This window comes from Frankia sp. CcCS3, from assembly GCF_977927575.1.
The window spans coordinates 1-24,922 of record NZ_CDWRCL010000035.1; the positions used below are offsets into that span (position 1 = coordinate 1).

Sequence of the window (24,922 nt, forward strand, 5' to 3'; positions counted from 1 at the left end):
ATTCCCGACCTACGACCAGTACTACTGGCGCAACGTTGAGATCATGAGGGACTGGCTGGAGAAGAACGTCCCCAACGTGCATCCCGTCGGCCGCAACGGCATGCACCGTTACAACAACGCCGACCATTCGATGCTGACCGCGATGCTCACCGTGGGGAACATCCTCGACGGCACCGAGCACGATGTGTGGACTGTCAATGTGGAACAGGAGTACCACGAGGAGAAGGCAATCACCGACTCCGAGACCAGCGCGACAGCAGGAACTGGCCGCGACGCGCCGATCATTCCACGCCGAGACCACAGATCGTTCCTTGCTGCTCCATCCAGCACGAACAGCACGACGAGATCCGGCAGACCTGCGGGCTGACGCAGCCCGTTACCAACGAGAATTAGGCCGGACCATGATCGCTAGTGGGCGAGAGTGACGAGATGGGGTGCGTTGACGGCGCGCCAGCGGGCTTGGGTGGACTCGATCAGCTTGTCTGCCATGGCCAGTCCTGCGGCGCGAGACCTCGGCCCATCGGTGATCTTGGTGATGGGCCTTGGGGAACTTCGCCTTCCGTGCCATCGCCCTACGTGCCGTCGGTATCCGGCTCCCACGGGGCAGGTCACCCCTGGTACCTGAGCGCCCTTCCCGGAACCAGTCCTGGTCCAGACCGTCGCATTGATCGGCAGGCTCCGCCATCCCGCTCGATTCGGTTACGAACAGCACCGGCTGCGCCCGCTACGCCCCGCCCGGCGAGAGCTGTTCAGCTTGACGGAGCTCAAGGCCGTGGCCGATGCCATCACGCTGCTGCAGGAGCAGCCCACCCCGTTCCGACGGAGGCGAAGTTCGCCTTCCCCCGCGATTGGGAGCGTCTGCACGCCGATGCCGGTGGGGCAGTGAGATCCGTCTTCCTCGCGTCGAGCGGGCCGTTCGAACCGCTGGTTTTCTATGGAGTACGGCGACCGGCTCGACTTCGACGATGATCCCGACGACGACTGACCGGAGGTCGGTGTGGTAACGGCGTCGGCGTCGGCTGGGGCGCCGGGCGATCTGGACGTCCTGATACCCACCTGCGGGCGGCCCGCGGCGCTGGCCGTGACGCTCGCCGGCCTGGCAGCGCAGACCGCAACCGGATTCCGCGTCGTCATCTCGGACCAGACACCGGGACCGGCAGCGTGCGACACCCCCGAGGTCCAAGGGGTGCTGCGGCTGCTACGAGCGCGGGGCAGCGCCGTCGAGGTGCACCGGGGGCGGACGTGGCGGGGCCTGGCGGAGCAGCGCCAGTTCCTGCTCGACGCGTCCCGCGGCCGATATGTGTTCTACCTCGACGACGATGTACTCTGCGAGCCGGCCCTCGTGGACCGGCTGCTCGCCGCCATCCGCACCCTGCGCTGCGGTTTCGTCGGCACCCCACCGCAGGGGCTGAGCCACGTCACGGACGTGCGGCCGCACGAGCAGAAACCCTTCGAGACCGTCACTGACGCCGCGGACGTCCGGCCGGAGCGGGTGCGCAAGGGCACTCCCGGCTGGGAACGCTGGCGGTTGCACAACGCGGCGAACCTCACCCACATCACCGCCGGCCTCGCCCGTCGCGGCCGGCTGCCGGCGGGTGGCTGGCTCGCCTACCGGGTGGCTTGGATCGGGGGCTGTGTCCTGTACGACCGGCATGAACTGGTCATGGCGGGCGGGTTCGAATTCTGGCCCAGACTGCCCCCCGACCACCGCGGCGAGGACGTGGTGGCCCAGCTGCGGGTGATGGAGCGGGCCGGCGGGGTCGGCGTGCTGCCGGCGGGCGCCGTCCACCTGGAACTGCCGACGACGCTCCCCAACCGTCGCGTGGATGCCTACACCGAGATCATTGAATCCGACGACCAGGCCGACCAGGCAGGCGGCGGGCGGCTGCCACGACCGCCCTGAGGCTCCGTCGGTGCAGAAGTCACGGCGAGTGACCTGTGCCGGGTCGACCGGTGCCGCTGTGGGCCGTAGGCTGCGGCGGGCCGCGGGCCGTGGGAGACCACGTTGTGCTGGGTGTTTCCGCTTCCGGCGGGCAGCCGCCCCGGCTAGCGTCCAGCGAGTGTGCAGTCGGGCCGGCAGACGGGGCATGACCATGGACGATGACCCGTTCTTCGACTGCCAACGGACGGATCATGGTCATGGGAAGCGGGCGACATCCCGAAGCGCAGGTGCGGCATGGGCGACGAGTCCGATCGACGGCGGTTCCTCCGGCTGGCGGCGGGGGCATCCCTGCCACCCGGGCTGTTCATGGTCCGGAGCGGGCCAGTGACCCCGCGAGTGATCGCGTCCGAGGACGTCCTGAACCACATCGACGTCCGCATCCAGCAGATCACCGGGGCGTACGAGCGGACCCCGATCGGCGCGACGAGCGTGTACCTACGCCGGCATCTGCCGGCCGTCCGCTCCCTGCTCGCCGAGGGCGGGCACCCGACCGCCGTCGACGCCCGCCTGCACCGCGCCGCCGGCCGCCTGGCTGCCCTGTGGGCCACCACCCGCCACGACCTCGGTGACATCCCCGGGGCGACGGCCGCGTTCGCCGAGGCGTTCGGCCACGCCGAGGAGGCGCGGGACCGGGCACTGCAGTGCTGGGTTCGGCTGTGGCAGAGCTCCCTGGCCCGCAAGTCCGGCCGCCTGGCCTCCGCCCTCGCGCTGGCCCGCGCCGCCACGTCCCACGTCGGTGCGGGCTCGCCGGCCGCCAGCCGCGCCGCGGCGATAGAGGCCCGTACCCTGGGCGCGCTCGGTGAACGGGCGGGCGTGCACGAAGCGATCAACCGTGCCTGGCGCATCCAGGGGACGCTGAGCCGCGCGCAGTCGGGCAACCCCGGGTTCTCGATCGACACCCTGCATATGCTGACGCTCGCTGAACTGTCTGCGGCGGCGTACGTTGAACTCGGCCAACCGGACGCGGCCTCGGTCTATACCGACGCCTCGGTGCACCATCTCGACGTCGCCGGGGCGACCGGCCTGCGGTCGATGGCGAGGATCGCCGCGGCTACAGCGGCCCTGCACCGCCACCACGTCGACGAGGCCGAAGCGCTCGTCACCGAGGCACTGGACATCTCCGAGCACCGGCCGAACGCCGTGGTGGTCACGCGGACCCACCGGTTCCTCACGGACGCCCGGCGGATCGCCGGGCGGCGCCAGGGCACGAACAACATCGCCGAACGCCTCGACACCTGGACGTTGCCGACGTAGCCGACGGTGCCGCCGGCGGTCACCCGGCGCAGGTGTCCTGGTAGGGCAGGCCGGGAATGTGAAAGCTCCACGCCGACTGGTCGAGCCCGCCCTGGGCCTCGTGGCAGGCGTATTCGACGACGCCGTTGCGGCGGAACGCGTCGACCGCGGCGAGCCGCCACAGCCGGACGGTGCCATCGTTGCCGCCGGAGGCCAGCGTCCCGCCGTCCGGGGAAAAGGCCAGCGACAGGACGGAGCGGGTGTGCCCGGTCAGCGGCTGCCCGATCTGCCGCGGCGGGGTGACGCTGGTGTCCCAGAGCCATACCCTCCGGCCAGATCCGACCGCGGCCAGGACCTGCCCGTGCGGGGAGAAGGCCACGGCCCGGACCGGTCCGGGGTCGGCGAGAAGGAGGCTGGGCGGCCGGGGCCGATCCGGGGCGGTGACATCCGCCAGCATGATCGATCCGTCCTGGCCGGTGGCTCTGAGGCGCCCGTCCGGGGAGAATGCCTCCCACGGCGTGGGGGGCGCGGCGGCATTCACGCGCTCCCGCGCTTGTGGCCGGTCCGGGTCGGCGATGTCCCACCGCAGCACTGTCCCGTCGACGCCGGTCGCGTCGAGGTTCCGGCCGTCCGGCGAGAACGTCACCGACGTGATCCCGCTGCGCTGGCCGGTGAGGGGCGGGTCGATCCGACGAGGTTGACCCTCCGTCACATCCCACAGCACGACCGTTGCGTTCGCGCCGCCGACGGCCAGGATGCGCCCGTCCGGGGAGAACGTCACCGAGGTGACGGGATCGCCGCGGCTGGCGAGCGCGGTCGGGTCCTCGACGAGAGTCTGCAGCAGGTTCGCCTGGCTGCCGGCCTCACCACCGCTACCGGAGTCGATGTTTTCGGCGGCGATGGCGAGTCGTAACGCGCGCACCCGGTCCGTCGCCCGCGCGACGTTGGCGTTGGCGAGCAGGGTATGAGTGATCAGGGCGTGCCGCGCCCGTTCGGTGGTGCGCTGCGCCCGTTCCGCGGTGAGCTGCGCCTGCCGGGCGGTGAGGGACTGCCAGGTGGCGATCGCGGCACCGGCGACAGTGAAGACGAGGAGCACGGAAAGGACGGTGATGACCTGCCGGCGGCGTTGACGTTCGTGACGTTCCCGGCGGCGGGCCGCCTCGACGCGCGCACGTTCCTGGCGACGGGCTTCCTCGATCCGCTGGTCGCACGCGTCGATGAACCTCCGCCCGGCCGGTTTGAGATGGACCACCGGCTCCTCACCGGCGCGGAAACGCTCATAGGACTGCCACAGCGTCGTGATGGCGGTGGTCAGCCGGTCCTCGTCCCAGAGCGGGCCGTCGTTGTGCTCCCACTCGGCGGCGGCGCGCTCGACCTTGCCCTCACTGAGCAGGGCGGCTTCCCGTTCCCGGATGACGGCATCCAGTGGCTTCCAGGCGGTCAGCAACGCCTCGTGGACGACCCCGACGGCGGTCCCCAGGCTGTCCTGGGGGTGGACAGCAGCCGTTGGTTCACGAAGACCTGGAAGGTTCTCCGCAACGCGTCGGACGGCAGGTCCTTGAGGTCGATGCGTCGGCGGGTCCGCCGACCGGCCTCGTCGAGCGTGGCGAGCTCGGCCAGGCCGACCAGGATCTCCTCCCGGCCCAGCCCGCTCGTCTCCACGGCGTCGTCGAGGACGGCGTCGGCGCGGCGGGCCAGCGCCCCCTGCACGCCACCCAGCTCGTGGTACCGGTCCATCGACAGGGTGCCGCCGCGGGTCTGGTCCTTGGCCAGCTCATGGAGCGTGAACGCCAGCAGCGGCAGTGCCTCGCCGTCCTCGGTGTCCGCGACCATCTTGGCGACCAGCTCCGGCTCCACCTGCAGGCCGGCTACCCGGGCCGGCTCGGTGATGACGACCGGCAGCATGTCCCGGGCCAGCGGGCGGAGGGGGAAGACGTGCAGGTTGACCCCGCCCTGTTCGGGAGGGCCGCTCAGTTCGGGCAGGGCGAAGACCTGGTCCTGGAACTCGGAGCGAAGCGCCATGACCACCCGCACGGGACCGGTGACCCCATGCCGCAACAGGGTCGCCAACCGGGCCCGTTCCTCTTCGTCCGATCGGGTGAACAGCTCCTCGCCCTGATCGATGATCAGTAGCAGCAGTCTGTCCCGCACCGGGCCGGAGCCGGCCGTCAGAAGTTCTTCGGCCAGCCCCATCAGGGCCAGGTCGTCCTCCCTGAGCTGCCGGTCGATGTCGGTGACCGCCCACTGCTGGCCGACGCGCCTCGCAGTCTGGGTCAGGGTGTGGGCGAGCTTGCGGACCGGGTCCCGGCCCGGCCAGAAGGGGTCGGCCACCTCCCAGCCGGGCTCGCCCGCCAGCCGGGCCGGCAAGCCGGCGGTGACCAGCGACGACTTGCCGCACCCGGAGGCACCGACCACCAGTAGCAGACGCTGTTCACCGAGGGAGCGTAGCCGGTGGGTGAGCCGCCGCAGCTCGTTGCCGCGCCCATAGAACACCTTGGCCATGTCCCGGGTGAACGGCCGCAGACCCGGGAACGGGGACCGGTCGTCCGCCCAGCCCAGCCCGCCGGCGGCCTCGACGCGCCGCAGCCCAACGTTCAGGTTGTCGGCCCATCGCGGATTTTCGTGCAGGTGAACGTGCTGCCGGTCCTCCAGGAGCGGGGAGGTGACCGTCGGCTCCACGCGCAGCGGCAGCAACAGGCTGCCGACCTCGTAGGCGATTCCCAGTTCGTAGGCGCACCATGGGGAGGCGTTGTAGGCGTTGGTGATGACACAGACCACGGCGTCGGCGGCTCGCAGCTCGTGGTGCAACCGATCCTTCCACATGTCGCCGGGCTGGACGCCCACCCGGATGTCCTGAGCGAGGAACACCCGGTGGCCAAGAAGGGTCAGCGCCTGATGAACCTCGTCGGCCAGCTCCGCGTCGGCGCCCGCATGGCTGACGAAAACTCGTGCCACCATCGCCCCCGGGATTCGCCGTGCACATCCTCAGGAACATTCTAGGCGCCGACGCCCTCGCCGCCCTTGTCACCGAACGGGTGCGATGAGGGCGACTGTGAAAGCACCGTCCAAACGCCGGGTCGCGTGAAGATTGCCCCGCGGTACGACACGTGTCCATCGCGCTGTCGTAGGACGCGTCGGCTTGTCCGGCGGTCCGGTTGCACGCCTGGGACCACTTCATGGCATGCTCGGTTTCGATGACATGAGGATGTGTCGGCCGCTCGTCCCCCGGGACGGCGGGTCTGGGCACCTTCCGCGGCGTCCATGGGGTATATGGATGGACGCCCGGGCATGTCGTCCCGTAGGCCGGGTTCTCATCGTGGAGGTTTGTTGTGAAGCGTGTCGGAGTAATTGTTCTGTTGGTTGCCCTGATTGGTGGCGGGTTCCTCTTCCGTCGTCAGCGCGGCAAGCAGGACGCGTAGCCTCGCGTCGTCCCCCGGGTCGCGGGAGATCACCCCGACCCGGGCGGCTTGTGACGGTCCGCGACGATCCGGTGTGAACTCGGGGTTGACCCGGAAACGCCGATGTTGCGGCGGGGTGAGCTACCCGATGTCCGAGCATGGCCGACCCTAGACTCCGCCTGTGCATCGGTTTGACGGGCAGACTGCCGATCTCGTCCGCGCGATCTGTGACTTTGCTCGCGTCCGGCTCGGATTCGATCCGGTACCGCTGGACGCGCCATTGTCACGGGACGAGTTGGCGGCAGCGGTGGGATCCACGATCACCGCCGAGGGCATCGGTGGCCGTCGCGTCCTCGAGGTGTTCGACGAGAAGCTGTCCCGCGCCTGCATCTCGACGGATCATCCCCGCAATCTCGCTTTCATCCCGGCCGCCCCGACCAAGGCGGCTGTGTTGTTCGATCTGGTGGTCGGGGCGTCGTCCATCTACGCGGGCAGCTGGATGGAGGGCGCGGGCGCGGTCTTCGCGGAGAACGAGGCGCTGCGATGGCTGTCGGACCTCGCGGGCTTCCCCGCCTGCGCCGGTGGGCTGTTCGTACCGGGGGGCACCGTCGGCAACCTGTCGGCGCTGGCCGCCGCCCGGCATGCCGCCCGGAGTCGGTTGACCGCCGCCGGTCGGCCGATTCCACCGCGATGGCGGTTCGTCTGCGGTGCCGAGGCGCACTCCTCCCTCTACCAGGCCGCCACGGTGCTCGACGCCGAGGTCGTCGTCGTGCCGACGGATGACGCCGGACGGCTGACCGGCCCGCTGTTGGCCGAGGCGTTGGACCGGCTCGCCGAGCAGGGCGGCGCCGAGGCCGTCGACGGCGTGTTCGCGGTGGTGGCGACTGCCGGGACCACTCAGTTCGGCACCGTCGACGACATCCGCGGGGTGGTGGACGTCTGTCAGGCCCGCGGGCTGTGGGTGCATGTGGACGGCGCCTACGGGCTGGCCGCGCTCGCCGCCGCATCGACCCGCTCTCTCTTCGACGGGATCGCCGAGACCGACTCGTTCATCGTCGATCCACACAAGTGGCTGTTCGCGCCGTTCGACGCCTGCGCGCTGGTGTATCGCGATCCGGCGGTGGCCCGGGCGGCGCACGGCCCGCAGCGGGCCGGCTACCTCGAGGTCCTGGATTCGGCGGGGGCCTGGAACCCGTCGGACTATGCCATCGGGCTGTCCCGGCGGGCCCGCGGGCTGCCGTTCTGGTTCTCGCTGGCGACGCATGGCACCTTGGCCTACGGCCAGGCCATTGAGTCCACGCTGGCGACCGCCCGGGCGGCCGTGCTCCAGATCGCCGCGCTGCCTCACCTCGAGCTGGTGCGGGAACCGCAGCTGTCGATCGTGGTGTTCCGTCGGCTGGGTTGGCAGGCCGCGGACTACCGGCGGTGGAGCGAGAACCTGCTGCGGGACGGTTTCGCGTTCGTTCCGCCCACCGTGCACGAGGGCGAGACCGTCGCCCGGTTCGCCATCGTCAACCCGCGGACCACCGTCGACGACATCGGCGCGATCCTCGCCACGATGGCCTGATCCTCGCCACGATGAGCTCCCTCTCCCCGCCGTCCGGTCTTCCCGCCGGTCCGGGGTACGGGGCGTGCCGCCCGGAGCGGCGCGGGTGGGTCCGACCCGTGCCGCCCGCCCGGGCGCGTGGCTCAGTTGCCGACGCTGAACCGCCGGTTGCGGTGCCGCGGCTTCTCGATCTCGTCGAGGGCCGCGACGGCGAGATCCTCCAGGGAGATGCCCGTGTTGCCCTGGGCGTCCACCACCGGCCGGTCATTGCCGGTGCGGTACCCTCCCCGGGGCTTTCCCTGGCCCACGTTCTGCGGCGGCGGGGTGATGGCGGCCCACCGTACGTTCCGGGCGCCGCGGTAGACGTCGAGCGCGTCGGCCTGGTCAAGAGCGTCCTTGCGCTCGGCGGCCGGGAAGCCCGGGGTGTCCACGAGACGCTGACCGTTCTCGTCCTCCAGGGTCCCCCCGCTGGAGACGTGGAGGATGCTCGGCGCCGGCTCGCCGATGCGCGGCAGGACGTCAACGAGCGTGCGGGCAGCGTTCGCGTGCACCGGGCGGTCCGCGCCGCCGATCGCCACGATGACGGCGTCCGCATCCTGCGCCAGCCGCTGAACGGAATCGCGGGACGTGACGTCGCCGACCACGCCGTTCGCTTTCTTGGGAAGTTTCTTCACCCGGGCCGCGTCGAGCTCGACACCGGTGACCGCATGCCCCCGTCGAATCGCCTCGTCGGTGATACGGCGCCCGATCTGACCACCGGCACCAAAAATAACGATTCTCGCCATGCCATTGCCTCCGACTCGCCGGTCGTGCAGCTGATGGAAACGCCCGCGGGTATCCATCCGCGGGCGTCATGGTCAGTAGTGAATTACTTTCCGCGTTTACTATTTCACGCTCCGCGGCGACTGCAAGTCGACGTCTGCCCGGGCTTGATCCTCCGGGACCGCTGTGCGGGCCCAGCCAGCCGCTGCTCGAGCCGGCGTTCCAGGTGCGGGAGGAGCCGGGTGCGGGAGCATCGTGGCTGGTTGGTCGGCTGGGCAGCACGCGGATGCTGGGCAGCACGCGAATAGCGAGACGTACCGATAGGGCGGTGGAGGTGGGATTTGAACCCACGGAGGGGTTGCCCCCTCACACGCTTTCGAGGCGTGCGCCCTCGGCCACTAGGCGACTCCACCGTGGATTAGCCTACCGGACGTCGCGAGAGTCCGGTTCGCCGGGGTGTGTAGGGGTCCGACGGCGCCGAGACGGCACCCCGTCGTCCCGTCGTCCCGAACCGGGCGAGCGTGGCGGCGGTGTGCCGGCTAGCGCCCCGCCGGGCGTCGGCGCGCGGCGAAGAACTCCGCCAGGAGCGCGCCGCACTCGCCGGCGCGAATCCCGGCAACCACCTCGGGTCGATGATTGAGCCGCCGGTCCCGCACCACGTCCCAGAGCGAGCCGACCGCCCCGGCCTTCTCGTCGACCGCACCGTAGACGAGGCGGTCCACCCGGGCGAGCACGAGGGCCCCCGCGCACATGGTGCAGGGCTCCAGCGTGACCACGAGGGTGGCTCCCGGTAGCCGCCAGGAACCCGTCCGGCGCGCGGCCGCCCGCAGGGCGATCATTTCGGCGTGGGCGGTGGGATCGGCGCCGCGTTCCCGCTCGTTGTGCCCGAGTCCGAGCACCGTGCCGTCCTCGGTCACCACCAGGGCACCCACCGGGACATCGGCGTGGTCCGGGGCCAGGCGGGCCTCGCGCAGGGCGAGCCCCATCGCCTCGTGGAAGCGGTCTGGTCCGGGCGGACCGCTCAGCCGGGCGGGAGCGCCCGCCCGGGGGTACTCGTCGGGATCGGTCATCCCGGATCAGCCGGACCGGTGAGCTCAGCCACGTGCGTCGTCGAGGATCTCCCCCGCCCCGGCCCGTTCGCTGAGCGCGCTGATCACATCGCTCGGCAGCATCCCCTCCTCGCCGATCAGTTCCAACAACGCCTCCGCGGGGGTGCCCAGATCGCCGAGTAGATCGAGATCGCCCACGGGGGCGGCATGGGCGACGGCGGACGCGTCATCCTCGTCGTCCGCGGTGATCAGCCCCGCCATCGAGGGCAGCGCGTCGGCGAACAGGCGTTCGGCGAGATCGGAGGTCACCAGGACCCGGCGATCAGAGAGGAAGACCTGCGGATCCGGGTCGTCGGGACGCACGCAGACCACCGCGAGGTACTCGTCGTCCTCCTCGATGAAGGCGATGACGGGGCCGTCACCCAGATCCCGCATCATGTCGGTGAGGGCGTCGAGGTCGTCGGCGTCGGTCGGGTCGAGATCGTGCACCGACCAGTGGCCGTGTACCTGCGTGATCGCGATTGCCTTCGTGGTCACTGTGCGCCCTCACGTCCCTTCTGCAACCGCGCGGCGGACCCGGGCCGGCCGTGCCGGCCGTGCCGGTCCGGAATGCCCGCCCGGCGCGGCCCCCGGTGGCCGAACCGGCGCACCCGCGCCGACCAGCCGTGTTCCACCTGTGATTCTCACCTGTGGGGGCGGCCGTGGGTATTCCGGTTCACCCCGTCGGGTGAGTTCTACCGCGATGCCGCGTCGATTCCGCCACGGTGGTCCGGTCGACACCTTCCCTGACGGATTATGGGTAACGCCAGCTCACGTGAGGTAATGTCCGGCCGGAACAAACCCCCGTCCGGGGGCGCTACCGGGTGGTACCGGGCCGATGACCGGGGACTGGACCGGGATCTATCGGAACGGAAGACGGGGCGGGCTTCGCCGCCCGGTGCCGTCGTGGCACTGTAGAAACCGCGATGACGACATCAATCCCCCGCCGGTTCACCGCCAGGACCCAGGCCGCGCTCGCCGTTGAACGTCTGGCGGCCGAGGCGTCACGCCGGCTCGGCCGTGGTTCCGGCGAGATGATCGGTGGCAAGCTCGCGCTGCGGGTGTCCCCGGGGGCGCTCGCAGAGGTCGGCTCCCACCGGATGACCGCCTGCGTGTCGGGCACCAACGGCAAGACCACCACCACGCGGCTGCTTGCCCGGGCCCTGGGCACCCTGGGGCCGGTCAAGTCGAACAGCGGCGGGGCGAACATGGCGCCCGGGGTGCTGGCCGCGCTGTCCCGGCCGCCGTTCGACGCGGCGGCGGCTCTCGAGGTGGACGAGATCTGGCTGCCGAAGGTGGCCAGGGAGATCTCGCCGCGGGTGGTCCTGCTGCTGAACATCAGCCGCGACCAGCTCGACCGGTCCAACGAGACGCGGCGCATCGCCGCCATGTGGCGTGAGCTCGGTTCGGAGCTGCGCGACACGACGGTGGTCGCGAACGTCGATGATCCCCTGGTGGCCTGGGCTGCGGCGGGCTGGCACCGGCAGGTCTGGGTGTCGGCGGGGCAGAACTGGACGGCGGACGCGATGGTCTGCCCGCAGTGCGCCCGGCTGCTGTACCGCAACAGCAGTGGCTGGTGGTCCGAGTGCGGGCTGGCCAGGCCCGAGCCGATCGTCGCGGTCACCGGCTCCCGGGAACTGCTCTGGTACGGCCGCACCATCGCGGCCCGGCTCGATCTGCCCGGACGGGTGAACCTCGGTAACGCGGCGATGGCCGCCGCCGCGGCCCGGGAGTTCGGCGTCGAGATCGAGGATGCGCTTGCGGCCATGACCGGCCTGGGCGATGTGCAGGGTCGCTATCAGGAGGTGGCGCTCGGCGAGGAGGGCCACCGAGGCCGGCTGCTGCTGGCGAAGAACCCCGCCGGCTGGGTGGAGATGATGGAGCTGTTGGCGGACGCGCCGCCGCGGCCTGTCGTCATCGACTTCAACTCCCAGACCGCTGACGGGCGGGATCCGTCCTGGATCTGGGACGTGCCGTTCGAACGGCTCGCCGGCCGGCAGGTGCTGGTCACCGGGGAGCGTAAGGAGGACATGAGCGTGCGGCTGGCCTATGCGGAGGTGCCGCACAGCGTGTATGCCAGCGCGGAGGACGCGGCCCTGGCCGCCAACGAGAAGGTGGTCGACGTCGTCGCCAACTACACGGCGTTTCGCGATCTGCTGGTGAGGTCCACGCGGTGAGGTCCACGCGGCAAGGTTGTGTACGCGGCGAGGTTGGTGACGCAATGAGGGGATCCACGCGATGACGGGCGGCTCGGTAACCAGGATCGCGCTGATCTACCCCGAGCTGCTCGGTACCTACGGTGATGGCGGTAACGCGATCGTGCTGTCCCAGCGCCTGCGCTGGCGTGGTCTGCCGGTCGAGGTGGTGAACGTTCCCGCGGGGTCGGCGGTGCCCGAGAGCTGTGATATCTACCTGCTCGGCGGGGGTGAGGACGCACCGCAGGTCCTCGCGGCGGACGGCATCCGGCAGAACCGGGCGATCCGGCGAGCGGTGAGCTCGGGAGCCGCGGTGCTCGCCGTGTGTGCCGGCTACCAGGTGATCGGCGCGACCTTCCCGTCCGGTGGGGAGATCCACGAGGGGCTGAATCTCGTCGGCGTGGAGACCCGTCGCTCCTTCGGCCCGTCGGACGCGCCGCCGCCGCGCGCGGTCGGGGACATCGTGGTGGAACCGGACGCACGGCTCGGCCTGCCCACCCTGTACGGGTATGAGAATCACGCCGGGCGGACGAGGCGGTTGCCCGGCGCGAACGGCATCCCGCTCGGTACGGTCCGGCTTGGGACCGGTGACGGTGACGGCGGAACGGACGGCATTGTGGATGGCCGGGTCATCGGCACCTACCTGCACGGGCCGGTGCTCGCGCAGAACCCCGCCCTCGCCGATCTCCTGCTGAGCTGGGTCCACGGTCCGCTGCCGCCGTTGGGCGCGCCCCGCGAGGTGGAGGTGCTGCGCCAGGCCCGGCGCCGCGCGTTGGCCGTCACCTGACGCGTCCCCTGGCGTTTTTTTTGGGGGGGCAAAGTTTGGGGGGACAAGGCGGACAGACCTGGTCTGACTCAGGTCTTGTCGTCATCTGCTACCAGGTTTGCGGCGTTTCCCGGCCGGCGGTGTGGTTCGGTTGGATCGTGGTGTCGAATCCCCTCGCCGGATGGTGGGGCAAAAACAAGAGAACCGTGCTCATCGTCGGTGTCGTGATCGTGGTTGCCTGGGGCTACCTTGGGACCCGTGACCGCCCGAGGACCCAGCGGGTCAGCCTGCCCGGCGACTACGCGTCGGCGGGCCGTGAGCTGCTCGTCCAGGCCCCGTCCGATCCCGCCAACCCGCTTCCGCTGGTGTTGATCCTGCACGATGACAACGCGGACGCGAAGTCACTCGACCGGCAGAGTGACGCCGGCAAGCTCGCGAACTCCTGCGACTTCGCGGTGGCCTTCCCGGAAGCCGTCCGTGGGCGGCACGTGGCGGATCGACGGACCCGAGGGGGCGGACGTGCGCTATCTGCGCGACGTGGTCCGCTTCGTCTCCACGGAACGGACCAAGGTGGATCCGGACCGGGTCTACGTGTGGGGGATCGGCGAGGGTGCCCGGCTGGCCCTGGCCGCTGCCTGCGCCCCGGGTAAGCCGGAATTCGCCGCGGTCGGCGTCGTCGGGCAGTTCGACCCGGAGCCCGGGCCGAACTGCCAGGACCGTGTCCCGGAGGGCCGGGCCCCGGAGGCCTCCTGGGATCCGGAAGGTCAGCGAGGCCCTGTGGAAGTTCTCGTCCGGTCACCGGCTGGGGGCCTGACCGCGGCGCCCGCGAGCGGGCCGGGCTGTTTCCCGCACCGGGCAGAGACTGAAGGCTGAAGTCCGCCGATGCCGCCGGGAGGGGGTAGCGGCATCGGCGAACCTGGTCGGCCGGGGGTCCGAGGCCCGCCGGCCTTCCCGTGCGGATGGGGGGGATCCGAGGGAAGGCCGGCGGAATCGGGGGCCTTCCGGCCGGACGGACGTCAGATGGGGGGGAGATCTGACGTCCGTCCCACCGGAAGGAGGGCCCGTCCGGATAGCTGGAAAGGAACCATGTAGGCGGGTTGTCGGGCGGTGACAGGGCCCGCTTGCTGGTCTGTCCGCGGCTTCGCCGGTGGGTGGGAGTCCCGGGCTCGGCTTTCACGGCTTCGGGTCGGTGCCCGGAGGGGAGGCCCGGTAGCCGGCCGCTGGTGGACCGGCAGGGCTCGTGCGGTCCGCCAGCCGCGAAGGCGATCCACCGGAGCCGGATGAGCCGTTGCGTCGGCATGAGGGCGGTGCGCCGGCTCCGACCGGCTGCTAGAGGATCCGACCGACGTAGTAGGAGGTGGTATAGATCTTCTTGAGCGACATGACGTCGCCGGTGCGCGGCGCCACCCACATCATGCCGTCACCCGCGTAGATGCCGGCGTGGTAGATGTTCCCGGGTGTCCCGAAGAAGATCAGGTCGCCGGGCTGCTTGTTGTATTGCGACACCCGGGTGGCGGCGGCGAACTGGGCGTCGGTCGTCCGCGGCACGCTCCTGCCGAGTTGCTTGAAGATGTACTGGATGAGGCCGGAGCAGTCGAACGAGCTCGGGCCCTCCGCACCGTAGACGTAGGGCTTGCCGGCCTGCAGGGAGGCCAGGTAGACGGCCTTCTCCCCGAGGGAGCTCGACGGGACCGGAACCGACGTCTGGCCCGCGGCGTCCCCTGTCGCAAGGAGATCCGACCAGGCGGCGTTGCGGACGGGCTGGGGGATGGGTGCCGGCCGTACGCGCAGGGTGGCATCGTTCGCCGAGCGGGCGGACTGCAGGGCGTCCGTGCCGTCGAAGACCGCGGTGACGTTCGTGGTGGTGAGCACCCGGGCCGTGTAGGAAGTGTAGCCTTGGGCGTTAGTGTAAAGGTGCTTGAAGGTGGCCCACCCGGTGGGGAGCTTCACTTGCACCTTGACCAGCTGGTTCGCCAGTGGTTCGTGGGTCTGCTCGTTGTAGAGCGAAAAGCCGATGTCGATCGGCTGGTCCGCGTTGACGGTCACCTCGGGGTTGGTCACCCGGAGACCGACCTGAACCTTGCCGGTCAAGGGCGGGACGTTGACACCGCCCGCCGAGCCGAGCAGGGAGGTGGAGCCGTGGGTGCTGACCGCCGCCGCCGCGATGCTGCCGCCCAGGGCGGCATGGGAGCCGATCTGCGCGGCGAGGATGATCGGAGCGGTGTTCGGCTGCTCGTCCTTCGCTGCGTCGGCGTTGATGTCGGTGGCGCAGCCGGCGAGAGCCACTCCGGAGACCGCGACGGTCCCGGTGGTCACGGCGGCGAAGGCGCGGGCCCGGGCCCGGCTGCGGGCGGCCGGGGGCGCGGAGGGTGCGCGATGACGGCCGCGACCGGCGCCTCGCGTTTCTTCGTCGAGCTGCACGCTTTGCGCGGACAACGGTGTATTCCTTCCCGTACGCCTGCGAAGTGAGCTGTCGGGTTCGGGCTGGGCTGCCCGGCTCTCGCGTGACCTTCACGCGTCGAGCTTCACCCCTAGGTCGATACCGCGGATCGGTGCCGGCCGGTGGAGGTGGGTCCCCCGCTCCTGCCCCTGATGACGACTCGGAGGGGACACCGGGGCCGGGGGCAGGACTCGGCGTTCGGCCCGGTGTTGTCGTGACGTCGGCGTGAGACTAGTCCACTTGGACGGGGTGGGTAAACACTAGTCCTTCCCAACTACGGCGAGTGTGCGTTGAAGTTCCCGTCGCGCGACGTCGGCGGCCCGCTCGGCCGGCCGGCCGGGCTGACCGGGCGGGCCGAAGGCCCTTCGCACCCCGGTTGTCCTGCTGGTTTTTCGCTGCGTAGGGGGCCCGTGGCGGCGGCCGGTCCGGGTGAGAAGCGGGCGGGCGGGTAGCCCTCCCTCGGCCCGTGGGCGACTTTTGACTACTTAAAGTAGTTGACGGGCGAGGTCGGGCGTGCACCCCCCTCAGCGGGACCGGGAGCTGCGGCGGGTGAGGAATCCCGCCGCATCGAGCACCTGGAGCTCGACCGCGAGCTCGTGGACCTCACGGGGCAGCGAGCGATGGTGCGCCAGCGCCTCGACCGCGGCGCGGGCGTGGCCGGCGAGCTCGTCGAGGGCGTGCTGGCGCTGGCGCATCCGAGCCCGCTCCTCCTGGATGGTCCGGACCGTGTCCTCCTGCCACCGGCGGGTCCGGATGAGATGCTCGCTGGCGTCGGCGGCCTGCCGCTCGGCATCCTCCAGCCGGTTGAGGAGCGCGTCGAGGGCCTCCAGCCGGCCGGCGAGCTCCGCGATGAGATCGTCCCGATCAGGCAGGATGGCTGTTTTATGACTCTTGGGGTCAGACGAGGTCATGGAGTCCCCTGACGGGTGGGGGGATCGGCGGGGACCGCACCGAGCGGCTGGCACGAGACCCGGTTGCTCCGACACGGTTGGTAACGGTAACCGACGTGGCGGGCCAGGGGTAACCCATCGTACGGATACGTCGCGTCAGCCAACTGATAGTAAAAAGGGACTATGGATCTGCCGTCATTGTCGTGGTCCCTGCGCGCATAGCATGCAGGTCGGTGTCAGAGCCAGCCGTTGCGCTTGAACGCACGGTAGAGGAACAGGCAGATCGTCGTAATGACGGCCAGGATGGCCGGGTAGCCCCACGTCTGACGAAGCTCCGGCATGTGGTCGAAGTTCATCCCGTAGATCCCGGCGACGGCGGTCGGGACGGCGCCGATCGCCACCCAGGCACTGATCCGTCGCATGTCCTCGTTCTGTGCGATCGTCACCTGCGTCAGCGTCGCCTGGAGCACGGAGGAAAGCAGCTCGTCGAAGTGAGCTATACGCTCGCTGACCTGCTCGAGGTGGTCGGCGACGTCCCGGAAGTAACGGCGCATCGCCACGTCGACCATCGTGGGGGCGTCCGTGGTGATGGTACGCAACGGGCCCGCGAGCGGCAGCACCGCGTGCTTGAGCTCCAGAAGCTCGCGTTTCATCTGGTAGGCGCTTTCCGTCGACGGCTTCTGATCCCGATGGAAGACCCCCGCCTCGATCTGGTCGACGTCGGCCTGGATGCTTTCCACGGTGCGGATGTAGTCATCCACAATGCTGTCGCAGATGGCGTGCAGCACGGCCGTCGGGCCGTGCCGGAGCATCTCCGGGTTGGCCTCCAGCCGGCCGCGCAGCTTCGTCATCTCCCCGTGCCTGCCGTGCCGCACGGTCACGACGAAGTCCTCGCCGAGGAAGATCATGATTTCGCCGGTGGTGACTACCTCGGAGGTGCTCGTCATCTGGGTGTGCTCCACGTAACTGGTCGTCTTGAGCACCATGAACAGGTGGTTCTCGTATTGCTCGAGCTTGGGGCGCTGGTGGCCGGTGACCGCGTCCTCCACCGCGAGCTTGTCCAGCCTGTACTCCTCGGCGATCGCGGTGAGCTGCTCGTAGCTCGGCTCGAACAGGCCGAGCCAGGCGAACCCGCTGCGTTCGGACCGCGCCAACCGCAGCGCGTCGGCCTGGTCGATGTCCGTGGTGATCCGCCGGCCATGGCTGTACACGCCGCAGGCCATGACGCGCCCGTCCGGCGTCCGCGGTAGTCCGGGGCGGGGCACCTGGCGTCGTTTGCGACCCACCCGGACCAGGGAGACCGGACGGGTCAGCGCGCCGGCGAGCTTATGGGCGTTGGCCGACGCCTGCTCCAGGGCGTCCCCCAGCACCTCCCGGACGGGATGCTGGCTGCCGTGGTCGCCGCCGTCCGGGTGCGCGCCGTCATCGTCGCGTCCCCGGCTCTCGCGTACCGTCTCGTCGCGTACTCTTTCGCCCGGCACCGCATCGTCCCGCATCATTGCCTCCTTCCCTGCCGCCGATCCATGTCCATGTCCACCTGTCGGCATTTCCCACGACCTTCCCGCTGGTGAACCTTCATGGTGACAAGTCGGTGCCGGCCGTCCGGAGGCGATCCGGGCTTCACCGTGGACGCGGATGCCTGGCGACTGTGCCGGCGGGGTGCCACGCGAAGGGTGAGACACACGTCCGGCGTATGGGATACCTCACAGGGAGGATCGAGTGATCGGGATCGAGGTACGCACGCTTCGGGTGTTCGCCGACGAGACGGGCGCCGGCGGCAGTCTGCTCGCCGTGGTGCTGGACGCCGCGAAGTTGCTGCCCGACGCGCGGGAGCGGTCCGTCGTCGCGCGCCGACTAGGCTGCCCCGCCACGGTCTTCGTCGACGACCCGGAGCTGGCGGAGCTGGCCACCTTCACGCCCGCCGGGGAGCTGCCCATGGCGGGACACGCCCTGGTAGGGTCGGCCTGGCTGTTGGGTCGGCTGCTCGGTGGCCATCCGGAGATCCTCCGCCCGGCCGGCGGCGAGGCGGTCAGCTGGCAGGAGCAGGGCCGGGTCTGGGTCCGCAGCGCCTTGGCCGCCGTGCCTTACTGGTGGCATGAGATGCTTGCGGACCCGTGCCAAGTCGACGCGCTCGACCTGCCCCGTCCACCCGGCGAGGACCTGACCCAGCTCTGGGCGTGGGAGGATGAGCCGGGCGGGGTCGTGCGGGCCCGGGCCTTCGCCAGCAGGCACGGCGTCACCGAGGACGAGGCCTGCGGGTCGGCTTCCATGCGACTGGCCGCGCTGCTCGGGCGGCGGCTCACCATCCGGCACGGTACCGGTTCGATTGTGCTCGCGCAGCCGGGTCCGCCCGGCCACGCCGACATCGGCGGCCTGGTGGTCGAGGATGAGACGCGGTTCCTCGCCGATCTCGACGAGTTCCTCGCCCGGTGACGGTGCCGTCCGGCGGAGCCACGGCCGGACACCACAGGGACCAAGTCTGAGAGTCAGGTGCCGAGCGAGGCGACTGGCACCTTTTGTGGGTACCGGGTTACGGCTGCGTGGTGGCTGCCGAGATGCGGACCGGGTCGGATAGGCGTAGCTTTGGCTTCCGGTAGCTCTCCGCTGGGTATCTGCCCATGGGCTGCGAGGTGGTCATGGCCGAGACGTTGGCGACCTTGGTGGAGGCCGCGCATCAGGACGCCGTCCGTCTGATCGAGCTCTCGCGCAGCGCCGACGCCCACGGTGACGTGGGTGGTCCGTCGACCGACCCGCGGCAGGCGCTGCATGCCAGCGACGCGGCCGTGGCCGCCGTCTCCGCACACCTGAGCGCGATGGAGTCGGTGGTCTACCCGGAGATGGCCCGCCGGGTCGTGGGTGGCCGGGCGCGGGTGGCGGACCTGGGCCGCTTGGCGCGGCGCTGCTCCTCGGTGATGCGCGGCATTGAACAGTACGTCCAGGGGGACCTCAACCGGCCCGCGGAGCCGGTCGCGAACTTGCGCCGGGATCTGGCCGCGTTGATGGTCGAACATGCGACGCTGGAGGACGAACTTCTGCGTGAGCTGATGGCCGAGCTGTCCGACGACGAGCGCCGGGATCTCCTCGACCGCTTCTCCGATGCGATGCGCCACGCTCCGACCCGACCGCATCCGCACCTCCTGCACAGCAGGCTGTTCGGTGGAAGCCTGGCGGCCCGCCTGACGGGCTACTGGGATCACCTGCTCGACGTGATGGACGCTCGGGAGGTACCCGGCGCGCCGGTGCGGGCCCCGGTGCCCGCCGGGCTGTGGGGCTGGTACCTGCTGGGCCGTCCCACGGCGCCGGTTCCGGGTGAGACCCCGCCAGGGAGGGAGGGCGCGCAGGGCCGCGCTGCCGGCAGCCACACCGATGCTGATAGCCACACCGCCGCCCGTTGATCTGTCCTGGCGGCTGCCGTCGTTCCCGTGGGCCCACCATGTCTTTCTGAGCCCGGTTTTCCTGAGCCCGTCGCGCTCCGTCTTCCTGGCTGGTCTTCTTGGCCGCGGTCCACTCCGGTTCGGCGTTCCGATGCGCACGGGCGCTGTGGTCGTGCCATGCTTCGGGTCCGGGTTGGGCCGGTATGGCCTCGTGTCGTGCAATGCCGAGGAGATGTGTCAGGGACCGAGAGCAACGCGATGCGGGCGCCGAACGCTGATCCTGTGGAAGTGATCTGGCCTGTGCTGTTGGTCGAGGACGATGATGCCGACGCCTATCTGGTGTCCGAGCTCCTCGACGAGGCCTCCGCTCCGGTCGAGCTGACCCGGGTGCGCACGGTGGCCGAAGCCGCCCGTCGCAGCGAGCACGTCGCGTGCGTGCTGCTGGATCTAGGGCTGCCGGACAGCGAGGGCCTGTCGGCGCTGCGCCGGTTGCTCACGGTCGAGGCGGGAGCGCCGGTCGTGGTGCTCACCGGTCTGGTTGACGAGTACCGGGGGGCGCAGGCGGTCGCCGCGGGCGCGCAAGACTACCTCGTCAAGGGCCAGGTCGACGGGCGGGACCTGGTCCGGGCCGTCCGGTACGCGATCGAGCGCAAGCGGGCCGACACCGCCGCGCAGGCGCTGCGGGAGTCGGAGCTGCTGGCGGACGAGCGGGCCCGCCTCGAACGCGGCCTGTTACCCCGGCCGCTCATCGACGACGGCCGGTTGCACCACGACGCCCGGTACCGCCCCGGCCGGCAGCAGTCCCTGCTCGGCGGGGACTTCTACGACATGGTGTCCACCGCGGACGGCACGCTCCACGTCCTGCTCGGCGACGTCTGCGGGCACGGCCCGGACGAGGCAGCGCTCGGGGTGAGCCTGCGGATCGCGTGGCGCACGTTGGTCCTTGCCGGTGTTCCGGAACCCGACCGGCTCGGGTATCTCCAACGCGTGCTGGTGAGCGAGCGGGAACAGGACGAGATCTTTGCGACGGTGTGCACCCTCGCGATCGCTCCCGACCGGGCCTCGGCGCGGATGCGGCTGGCCGGTCATCCGCCGCCGGCGCTGTTGCATCCGCGGCTGTCGGCGCTGCCGGGCGACGTCGTCGGCCCGGCTCTCGGCATCGTCGACAACGACCTCTCCGAGGAGGTGCGGATCGAGCTCGGGCCGCACTGGGCGCTCCTGCTCGCCACGGACGGCCTGCTGGAGGGGCGGGAGGGACCGGGCGGGGAACCGTTGGGCTGGGAGGGCGTGCTGCCCGAGATCGCCAAACTCTGGCCCGCTGACAACCCCGACGGGCTGCTCGACGACCTGATCGACCGGGTGGAGGCGCGCAATGGCGGCCCGCTGACCGACGACGTCGCACTCCTGCTGCTGATCTGGGGTGCCGGCTGATGCCGGAGCGCACCCACCCGAACGTTACCGATGAGGGAGCGGGCGACGCGGGGCTGAGCGGGGCGGTGGAGCGGGGCCGGGTCGGGCCCGTCTGGCGCCTACGCCGTCGACTTGAGGTGACCTACATGGTGGCGGCGATGGTGCTGATGATCGTCGCTGGTCTTGTCGTCTCGTCGTTGGTCCGGCTCGACGACGCCCTGCACACGCGCAGCGACGTCCTCACCCCGGCTCTGCTGAGCTCCACCGAGCTGGTCTCCAGCCTGGTCGACCAGGAGACCGGGATGCGGGGCTACCTGCTCCAGGGCAGCGAGGACTTCCTGGAGCCCTACAACGAAGGGCGCAGGGCCGAGCGTAGGCTGCTCGCGGACCTGCACCGACGGCTTGTGGAGCGCCCCGTCCTGCTGGCGAGGCTCGCCGTGCTGGAGGACCGGATCCGGGCCTGGCACGGCGACTACGCCGATCCGGCCATCAACGCGGTGCGGGTGGGCGGTCCCGCCGCGGCCCGCCTGTTGTCACCGGAGTTCGGCAAGACCCGCTTCGAGGCGGTCCGCGCCGCGGCCGGGGACCTCGAGGCGGACCTGCGGGCCAAGGAGGTCCGGGCTCGCCAGCACGTCACGGCGGCGCTCCGTTTCCTGATCTTCGCGCTGGTGACCGGCGCGGCTGTCATGGCCATACTCCTGGCGGTCATCGCGCGGGCGTTACGGTCCTGGGTCACCCGTCCGCTCGAACGGGTGGGCGACGATGCGCGGACCGTCGCCTCCGGACATCTCGATCACGTGGTCGAGCCGACCGGTCCCCCGGACATCGCCTCGCTCGCCGCCGACGTGGAGTCGATGCGACGCCAGCTGATCGGGGAGCTCGGGGTCGCGCGGGCGGCGCGGTCCGCGGTGGAGGCGCAGGCCGAGGTGCTGCGGCGCTCCAATCGTGACCTGGAGCAGTTCGCCTATGTCGCCTCGCACGACCTGCAGGAGCCGCTGCGGAAGGTGGCGAGTTTCTGCCAGCTCCTGGAGCGACGCTACGGTGACAAGCTCGACGAGCGGGGCATCCAGTACATCGCTTTCGCGGTGGACGGCGCGAAGCGGATGCAGCAGCTCATCAACGATCTGCTGGCCTTCTCCCGGGTCGGACGGACTACCGACGGTTTCGTCGATGTGCCCCTGGGTGAGATCTTTGAACGGGCGACGGGGGCGCTGTCCATCGCGATCGAGAGCGCCCAGGCCGAGGTCACCGCGGATGATCTGCCGGTCGTGCGCGGGGACCCCGTCCTGCTCACCCAGCTGTTCGCGAACCTGATCGGGAACGCGCTGAAGTTCCGGGCCGAGACGGTTCCCGCCGTGCATGTCGGTGTCGTCGACCGGGCGGACGAGTGGGAGCTGTACTGCGCCGACAACGGGATCGGAATCGATCCGGAGTACGCTGAGAAGATTTTCGTGATCTTTCAGCGGCTGCACGGCCGGGATGTCTACGAGGGCACGGGCATCGGGCTGGCGTTGTGTCGCAAGATCGTCGAGTTCCACGGCGGCCGGATCTGGCTGGACGGCGCGGTGAAGGACGGAACCACCTTCCGGTTCACCTTCCCTAACCGGAGACTTCCAACGGCCGGAGACCCGCCATGAGTCGCCTCATCGCCTAGAGTGCCGCACATGATGGGGTCAGGAGCGGTTCTCACCCGGCGAGGAGCCCGGGCGCAGCGGCGGGAGCTCGCGGACCTGCTGGCCGAGCGTGGCCCGGCGGCGTCCACCCTCTGCGCCGGATGGACAAACCATGATCTGGTGGCGCACCTGGTCACCCGCGAGCGGGTGCCGTGGGCCGCTCCCGGGCTCATCGTCGGTCGGCTGCACGGCATCACGGAACGGGCCGAGCGAGCCACCATGCGGGCCCACACCTTTCCCGAGCTGGTCGAGACGTTCCGTGCCGGGCCGCCGTGGTGGCAGCCGACCCGCATCGGCCTGATCGACGATGCCACGAACCTGGTCGAGTTCTTCGTGCACGCCGAGGACATCCGCCGCGCCGCCCCCGGCTGGGAGCCTCGCGAGCTTGACACCAGGAGCCGTGACGCGATGTGGACCGCTCTGTTGCTGATCGGGTTCGCCGGGTTCCGGCGAGCCGGTCTGGGTGTCGTGGCGGAGCGTACGGACGCTCCTGGCCGGCGCACCCTGCACGGCGGCGAGCCGGTGGTGGAGATCGTCGGGCCGCCTGAGGAGATCGTGCTGTACGCGTTCGGGCGGGGCCAGGTCGCCCGGGTCGAGCTGCGCGGTTCCGACGCCGACATCGAGCGGTTCCGCGCGGCTCCCACCGGTCTCTAGCTCCCGGCAGCTCCGATCTGGGTGTGATCTGGGTGTGATCCGGTCGGAGCCGTGCCGCCATCGGGGCGGGGCGCTACCAGAGCGAGGCGTAGGTGGCCGCGCCAGCGGGATGCTCTGTCGGGTTCACCAGGGAGGAGTGCACGTTCCCGGGCTCCGAGTCGTTGAAGTACGTCTCGTAGGCGAGGATGTCGCGGTTCGCGGCGAACGTCTGGTACATGTTGCGGATGTACACTGGGTTGTCGCCGCCGGCCCGGCCGGCGCGGCCCGCCCCGGTGTCACTCTTTCCGACGAGTCCCCATTCCGGGACCGAGAACTGCTTGCCGTGTTGGCGGGCGAACGCGATTGTCGAGCAGAGCCCGGTTTCGGCGTGGCACTGACTGGCGAAGGCAGCGTCGTCCGTGCTCGCCGGCCATTGGTCGTAGCTGTCGATGCCGATGATGTCGACGTACTGGTCACCGGGGTAGACGACCCAGGCCCCGCTGCTGTGCGCATTCAGCGTCCAGTCGATGCGGGCCTGCGGATCCGTCGAGCGGATCGCGCTGACGACCTGGCGGAAGCAGTTCACCCAGGTGGTGGGGTTTGTCTTGGAGACCGACCACGGGAACCAGTCGCCGTTGAACTCCCAGGCGAGCCGGATGATGCTCGCCGGGCGGCCCTTCGCCACCAGCCACCGGCCGAAGTCCGCCCAGTGGCCGTTGTAGGCGCCGCTCGCGCAGGAGTTCATGTCCCCACCGCCCGTCGGGTAGAAGGGCTGCGAGATGATCCAGGTGCCGGCGAAGGTCGAGAACTTCTCCGGGCCCGAGCCGAGCCACGGGTTCGTCATGGTCTGCCAGCTCGACCGGTCGGTGAAGGTGAGCACGACGTTGACCGGCGAGCCGCGGAAGCTCTCCCAGGCCCGCACCTGCGTCATCGTCCCCGCGGCAACGCCGCTCATGCCGCCGGGCACCGAACCGCCCCCGCCACCGACGGGGATGACGGGCACCTGTACCGCCGGCTTCGTGACCCGGGCCGCGGCGCCGGGGGTCGTCGGTTTGGCGGCGGTCCGCGGGGCCGTACCGGCCGGGGTGCCCGCGGGCACCGGGGCGGGTGACGGCGAGGGGGAGCCGACGGTCGCGCTGGAGTCTCCGCCGGGTAGCCCGCCGGTCGTGCCTGCTGAGACGCTGGGTTGTACCCGGGGGTCATCGCCGTGTCGGGGCTTCCCGTGCTGGATGGCGGTGGCCTCGACTGTCGCCGAGCCTTCGCCCCCGGTGTCGCGTTCGGGGACGAGGGTCCACCCGACTGCGGCGGCGACCAGAGCCATCACGCCCAGCGACGCGATCCAGGCAGGGTGATGCGGACGGCGACGCCCGCGCCGGGAACCGGATCGGACTCTCGGCGGGCTGGGATCGCCCTCCGCCCGGTGCTTCACCGCGGGTATCCCTCCGTGCGTGGCAGTGTCGTCAGGACCCCCCGGGTCCCGGCTTCGGCATCGAAGCGGATGACCTCCATGTCGCACAGCAGCCTGAGACGGACCGGACCAGCCTCCGGTCGCCCCCTCGACGCCGGCTGCCA

The 24,922-nt window shown here is 70.5% G+C and carries 20 protein-coding genes, 1 tRNA gene, 1 pseudogene and 1 riboswitch; of the genes and pseudogenes, 12 read left to right on the plus strand and 10 right to left on the minus strand.

The window, feature by feature from the left end; all coding sequences use genetic code 11:
- The 3 genes and pseudogenes from AC08OQ_RS05470 to AC08OQ_RS05480 form a co-directional block, all read left to right on the plus strand.
- Nucleotides 1–367, plus strand: a pseudogene (locus AC08OQ_RS05470) (hypothetical protein); the annotation flags it as partial.
- Between the two features lie 630 nt (nucleotides 368–997).
- A complete protein-coding gene (locus tag AC08OQ_RS05475; protein WP_476599412.1) occupies nucleotides 998–1,903 on the plus strand; it encodes a glycosyltransferase family 2 protein in 906 nt (301 codons plus the stop codon).
- A gap of 273 nt (nucleotides 1,904–2,176) precedes the next feature.
- A complete protein-coding gene (locus AC08OQ_RS05480; protein ID WP_462189171.1) occupies nucleotides 2,177–3,196 on the plus strand; it encodes an NsdA family TPR-like regulatory protein in 1,020 nt (339 codons plus the stop codon).
- Nucleotides 3,197–3,215: 19 nt separating this feature from the next.
- Here the strand turns inward: AC08OQ_RS05480 and AC08OQ_RS05485 are convergent, their stop codons facing one another.
- Both AC08OQ_RS05485 and AC08OQ_RS05490 read right to left on the minus strand, forming a co-directional pair.
- Nucleotides 3,216–4,622: a WD40 repeat domain-containing protein gene (locus AC08OQ_RS05485; protein ID WP_476604657.1), complete on the minus strand. Its 1,407-nt coding sequence runs from the start codon at nucleotides 4,620–4,622 to the stop codon at nucleotides 3,216–3,218.
- Nucleotides 4,616–6,133 (minus strand): toll/interleukin-1 receptor domain-containing protein, encoded by a 1,518-nt coding sequence (locus tag AC08OQ_RS05490; RefSeq protein WP_476599407.1) that lies wholly within the window; start codon nucleotides 6,131–6,133, stop codon nucleotides 4,616–4,618. The genes AC08OQ_RS05485 and AC08OQ_RS05490 overlap by 7 nt, the downstream gene beginning before the upstream one ends.
- Before the next feature lie 621 nt (nucleotides 6,134–6,754).
- Here AC08OQ_RS05490 and AC08OQ_RS05495 point away from each other — a divergent pair.
- Complete coding sequence (locus AC08OQ_RS05495; RefSeq protein ID WP_462187574.1) at nucleotides 6,755–8,140, plus strand: pyridoxal phosphate-dependent decarboxylase family protein; 1,386 nt, start codon at nucleotides 6,755–6,757, stop codon at nucleotides 8,138–8,140.
- A 122-nt stretch (nucleotides 8,141–8,262) separates the two neighbouring features.
- On the opposite strand, the gene AC08OQ_RS05500 is transcribed toward AC08OQ_RS05495, so the two are convergent.
- The 4 genes from AC08OQ_RS05500 to AC08OQ_RS05515 all read right to left on the minus strand — a co-directional run bounded on the left by AC08OQ_RS05500 (nucleotide 8,263) and on the right by AC08OQ_RS05515 (nucleotide 10,467).
- The gene (locus tag AC08OQ_RS05500; RefSeq protein ID WP_462203465.1) at nucleotides 8,263–8,904 is read right to left on the minus strand and encodes an NAD(P)-dependent oxidoreductase; all 642 of its coding nucleotides are present in this window, start codon (nucleotides 8,902–8,904) and stop codon (nucleotides 8,263–8,265) included.
- Nucleotides 8,905–9,207: 303 nt separating this feature from the next.
- Nucleotides 9,208–9,294: transfer RNA gene (locus AC08OQ_RS05505), tRNA-Ser, on the minus strand.
- A 126-nt stretch (nucleotides 9,295–9,420) separates the two neighbouring features.
- Nucleotides 9,421–9,867 (minus strand): tRNA adenosine(34) deaminase TadA, encoded by a 447-nt coding sequence (tadA, locus tag AC08OQ_RS05510; RefSeq protein WP_462187576.1) that lies wholly within the window; start codon nucleotides 9,865–9,867, stop codon nucleotides 9,421–9,423.
- 108 nt (nucleotides 9,868–9,975) lie between these two features.
- Nucleotides 9,976–10,467, minus strand: coding sequence for a tRNA adenosine deaminase-associated protein (locus AC08OQ_RS05515; RefSeq protein ID WP_476599405.1), 492 nt, complete (start codon nucleotides 10,465–10,467; stop codon nucleotides 9,976–9,978).
- 428 nt (nucleotides 10,468–10,895) lie between these two features.
- On the opposite strand from AC08OQ_RS05515, the gene AC08OQ_RS05520 reads away from it, so the two are divergent.
- From AC08OQ_RS05520 to AC08OQ_RS05530, 3 genes are all read left to right on the plus strand, one after another.
- Nucleotides 10,896–12,146, plus strand: coding sequence for a MurT ligase domain-containing protein (locus AC08OQ_RS05520; RefSeq protein WP_462187571.1), 1,251 nt, complete (start codon nucleotides 10,896–10,898; stop codon nucleotides 12,144–12,146).
- 61 nt (nucleotides 12,147–12,207) lie between these two features.
- A complete protein-coding gene (locus tag AC08OQ_RS05525; RefSeq protein WP_462187570.1) occupies nucleotides 12,208–12,951 on the plus strand; it encodes a type 1 glutamine amidotransferase in 744 nt (247 codons plus the stop codon).
- Between the two features lie 456 nt (nucleotides 12,952–13,407).
- Nucleotides 13,408–13,803 (plus strand): hypothetical protein, encoded by a 396-nt coding sequence (locus AC08OQ_RS05530; RefSeq protein ID WP_476599403.1) that lies wholly within the window; start codon nucleotides 13,408–13,410, stop codon nucleotides 13,801–13,803.
- A gap of 456 nt (nucleotides 13,804–14,259) precedes the next feature.
- Here the strand turns inward: AC08OQ_RS05530 and AC08OQ_RS05535 are convergent, their stop codons facing one another.
- The 3 genes from AC08OQ_RS05535 to corA all read right to left on the minus strand — a co-directional run bounded on the left by AC08OQ_RS05535 (nucleotide 14,260) and on the right by corA (nucleotide 17,759).
- Nucleotides 14,260–15,366, minus strand: coding sequence for a C40 family peptidase (locus AC08OQ_RS05535; RefSeq protein WP_476599401.1), 1,107 nt, complete (start codon nucleotides 15,364–15,366; stop codon nucleotides 14,260–14,262).
- Between the two features lie 5 nt (nucleotides 15,367–15,371).
- Nucleotides 15,372–15,546, minus strand: a riboswitch (cyclic di-AMP (ydaO/yuaA leader).
- A gap of 348 nt (nucleotides 15,547–15,894) precedes the next feature.
- A complete protein-coding gene (locus AC08OQ_RS05540) occupies nucleotides 15,895–16,281 on the minus strand; it encodes a hypothetical protein (RefSeq protein WP_476599400.1) in 387 nt (128 codons plus the stop codon).
- A gap of 215 nt (nucleotides 16,282–16,496) precedes the next feature.
- A complete protein-coding gene (gene corA, locus AC08OQ_RS05545) occupies nucleotides 16,497–17,759 on the minus strand; it encodes a magnesium/cobalt transporter CorA (protein ID WP_476599398.1) in 1,263 nt (420 codons plus the stop codon).
- A 220-nt stretch (nucleotides 17,760–17,979) separates the two neighbouring features.
- Here corA and AC08OQ_RS05550 point away from each other — a divergent pair, with 220 nt between their 5' ends.
- The 5 genes from AC08OQ_RS05550 (at nucleotide 17,980) to AC08OQ_RS05570 (ending at nucleotide 23,371) form a co-directional block, all read left to right on the plus strand.
- A complete protein-coding gene (locus AC08OQ_RS05550; protein ID WP_462187565.1) occupies nucleotides 17,980–18,693 on the plus strand; it encodes a PhzF family phenazine biosynthesis protein in 714 nt (237 codons plus the stop codon).
- 203 nt (nucleotides 18,694–18,896) lie between these two features.
- The gene (locus AC08OQ_RS05555) at nucleotides 18,897–19,655 is read left to right on the plus strand and encodes a hemerythrin domain-containing protein (protein WP_476599397.1); all 759 of its coding nucleotides are present in this window, start codon (nucleotides 18,897–18,899) and stop codon (nucleotides 19,653–19,655) included.
- Between the two features lie 237 nt (nucleotides 19,656–19,892).
- Entirely contained in the window at nucleotides 19,893–21,065 is a 1,173-nt protein-coding gene (locus AC08OQ_RS05560) for a PP2C family protein-serine/threonine phosphatase (RefSeq protein WP_476599414.1), read from the plus strand.
- A complete protein-coding gene (locus AC08OQ_RS05565; RefSeq protein WP_476604655.1) occupies nucleotides 21,065–22,681 on the plus strand; it encodes a sensor histidine kinase in 1,617 nt (538 codons plus the stop codon). Before AC08OQ_RS05560 ends, AC08OQ_RS05565 begins: the two co-directional genes overlap by 1 nt.
- A 27-nt stretch (nucleotides 22,682–22,708) precedes the next feature.
- A complete protein-coding gene (locus tag AC08OQ_RS05570) occupies nucleotides 22,709–23,371 on the plus strand; it encodes a TIGR03085 family metal-binding protein (protein ID WP_462187562.1) in 663 nt (220 codons plus the stop codon).
- A 73-nt stretch (nucleotides 23,372–23,444) separates the two neighbouring features.
- Here the strand turns inward: AC08OQ_RS05570 and AC08OQ_RS05575 are convergent, their stop codons facing one another.
- The gene (locus tag AC08OQ_RS05575) at nucleotides 23,445–24,779 is read right to left on the minus strand and encodes a glycoside hydrolase family 26 protein (protein ID WP_476602230.1); all 1,335 of its coding nucleotides are present in this window, start codon (nucleotides 24,777–24,779) and stop codon (nucleotides 23,445–23,447) included.
- Between the last annotated feature and the right edge of the window lie 143 nt (nucleotides 24,780–24,922).

Coding starts and splice junctions, on each gene's coding strand:
- AC08OQ_RS05560 (WP_476599414.1), top strand. CDS start 19,893: ATGCGGGCGCCGAACGCTGATCCTGTGGAAGTGATCTGGCCTGTGCTG.
- AC08OQ_RS05565 (WP_476604655.1), top strand. CDS start 21,065: ATGCCGGAGCGCACCCACCCGAACGTTACCGATGAGGGAGCGGGCGAC.
- AC08OQ_RS05555 (WP_476599397.1), top strand. CDS start 18,897: ATGGCCGAGACGTTGGCGACCTTGGTGGAGGCCGCGCATCAGGACGCC.
- tadA (WP_462187576.1), bottom strand. CDS start 9,867: ATGGGGCTCGCCCTGCGCGAGGCCCGCCTGGCCCCGGACCACGCCGAT.
- AC08OQ_RS05480 (WP_462189171.1), top strand. CDS start 2,177: ATGGGCGACGAGTCCGATCGACGGCGGTTCCTCCGGCTGGCGGCGGGG.
- AC08OQ_RS05490 (WP_476599407.1), bottom strand. CDS start 6,133: ATGGTGGCACGAGTTTTCGTCAGCCATGCGGGCGCCGACGCGGAGCTG.
- AC08OQ_RS05520 (WP_462187571.1), top strand. CDS start 10,896: ATGACGACATCAATCCCCCGCCGGTTCACCGCCAGGACCCAGGCCGCG.
- corA (WP_476599398.1), bottom strand. CDS start 17,759: ATGATGCGGGACGATGCGGTGCCGGGCGAAAGAGTACGCGACGAGACG.
- AC08OQ_RS05500 (WP_462203465.1), bottom strand. CDS start 8,904: ATGGCGAGAATCGTTATTTTTGGTGCCGGTGGTCAGATCGGGCGCCGT.
- AC08OQ_RS05540 (WP_476599400.1), bottom strand. CDS start 16,281: ATGACCTCGTCTGACCCCAAGAGTCATAAAACAGCCATCCTGCCTGAT.
- AC08OQ_RS05525 (WP_462187570.1), top strand. CDS start 12,208: ATGACGGGCGGCTCGGTAACCAGGATCGCGCTGATCTACCCCGAGCTG.
- AC08OQ_RS05570 (WP_462187562.1), top strand. CDS start 22,709: ATGATGGGGTCAGGAGCGGTTCTCACCCGGCGAGGAGCCCGGGCGCAG.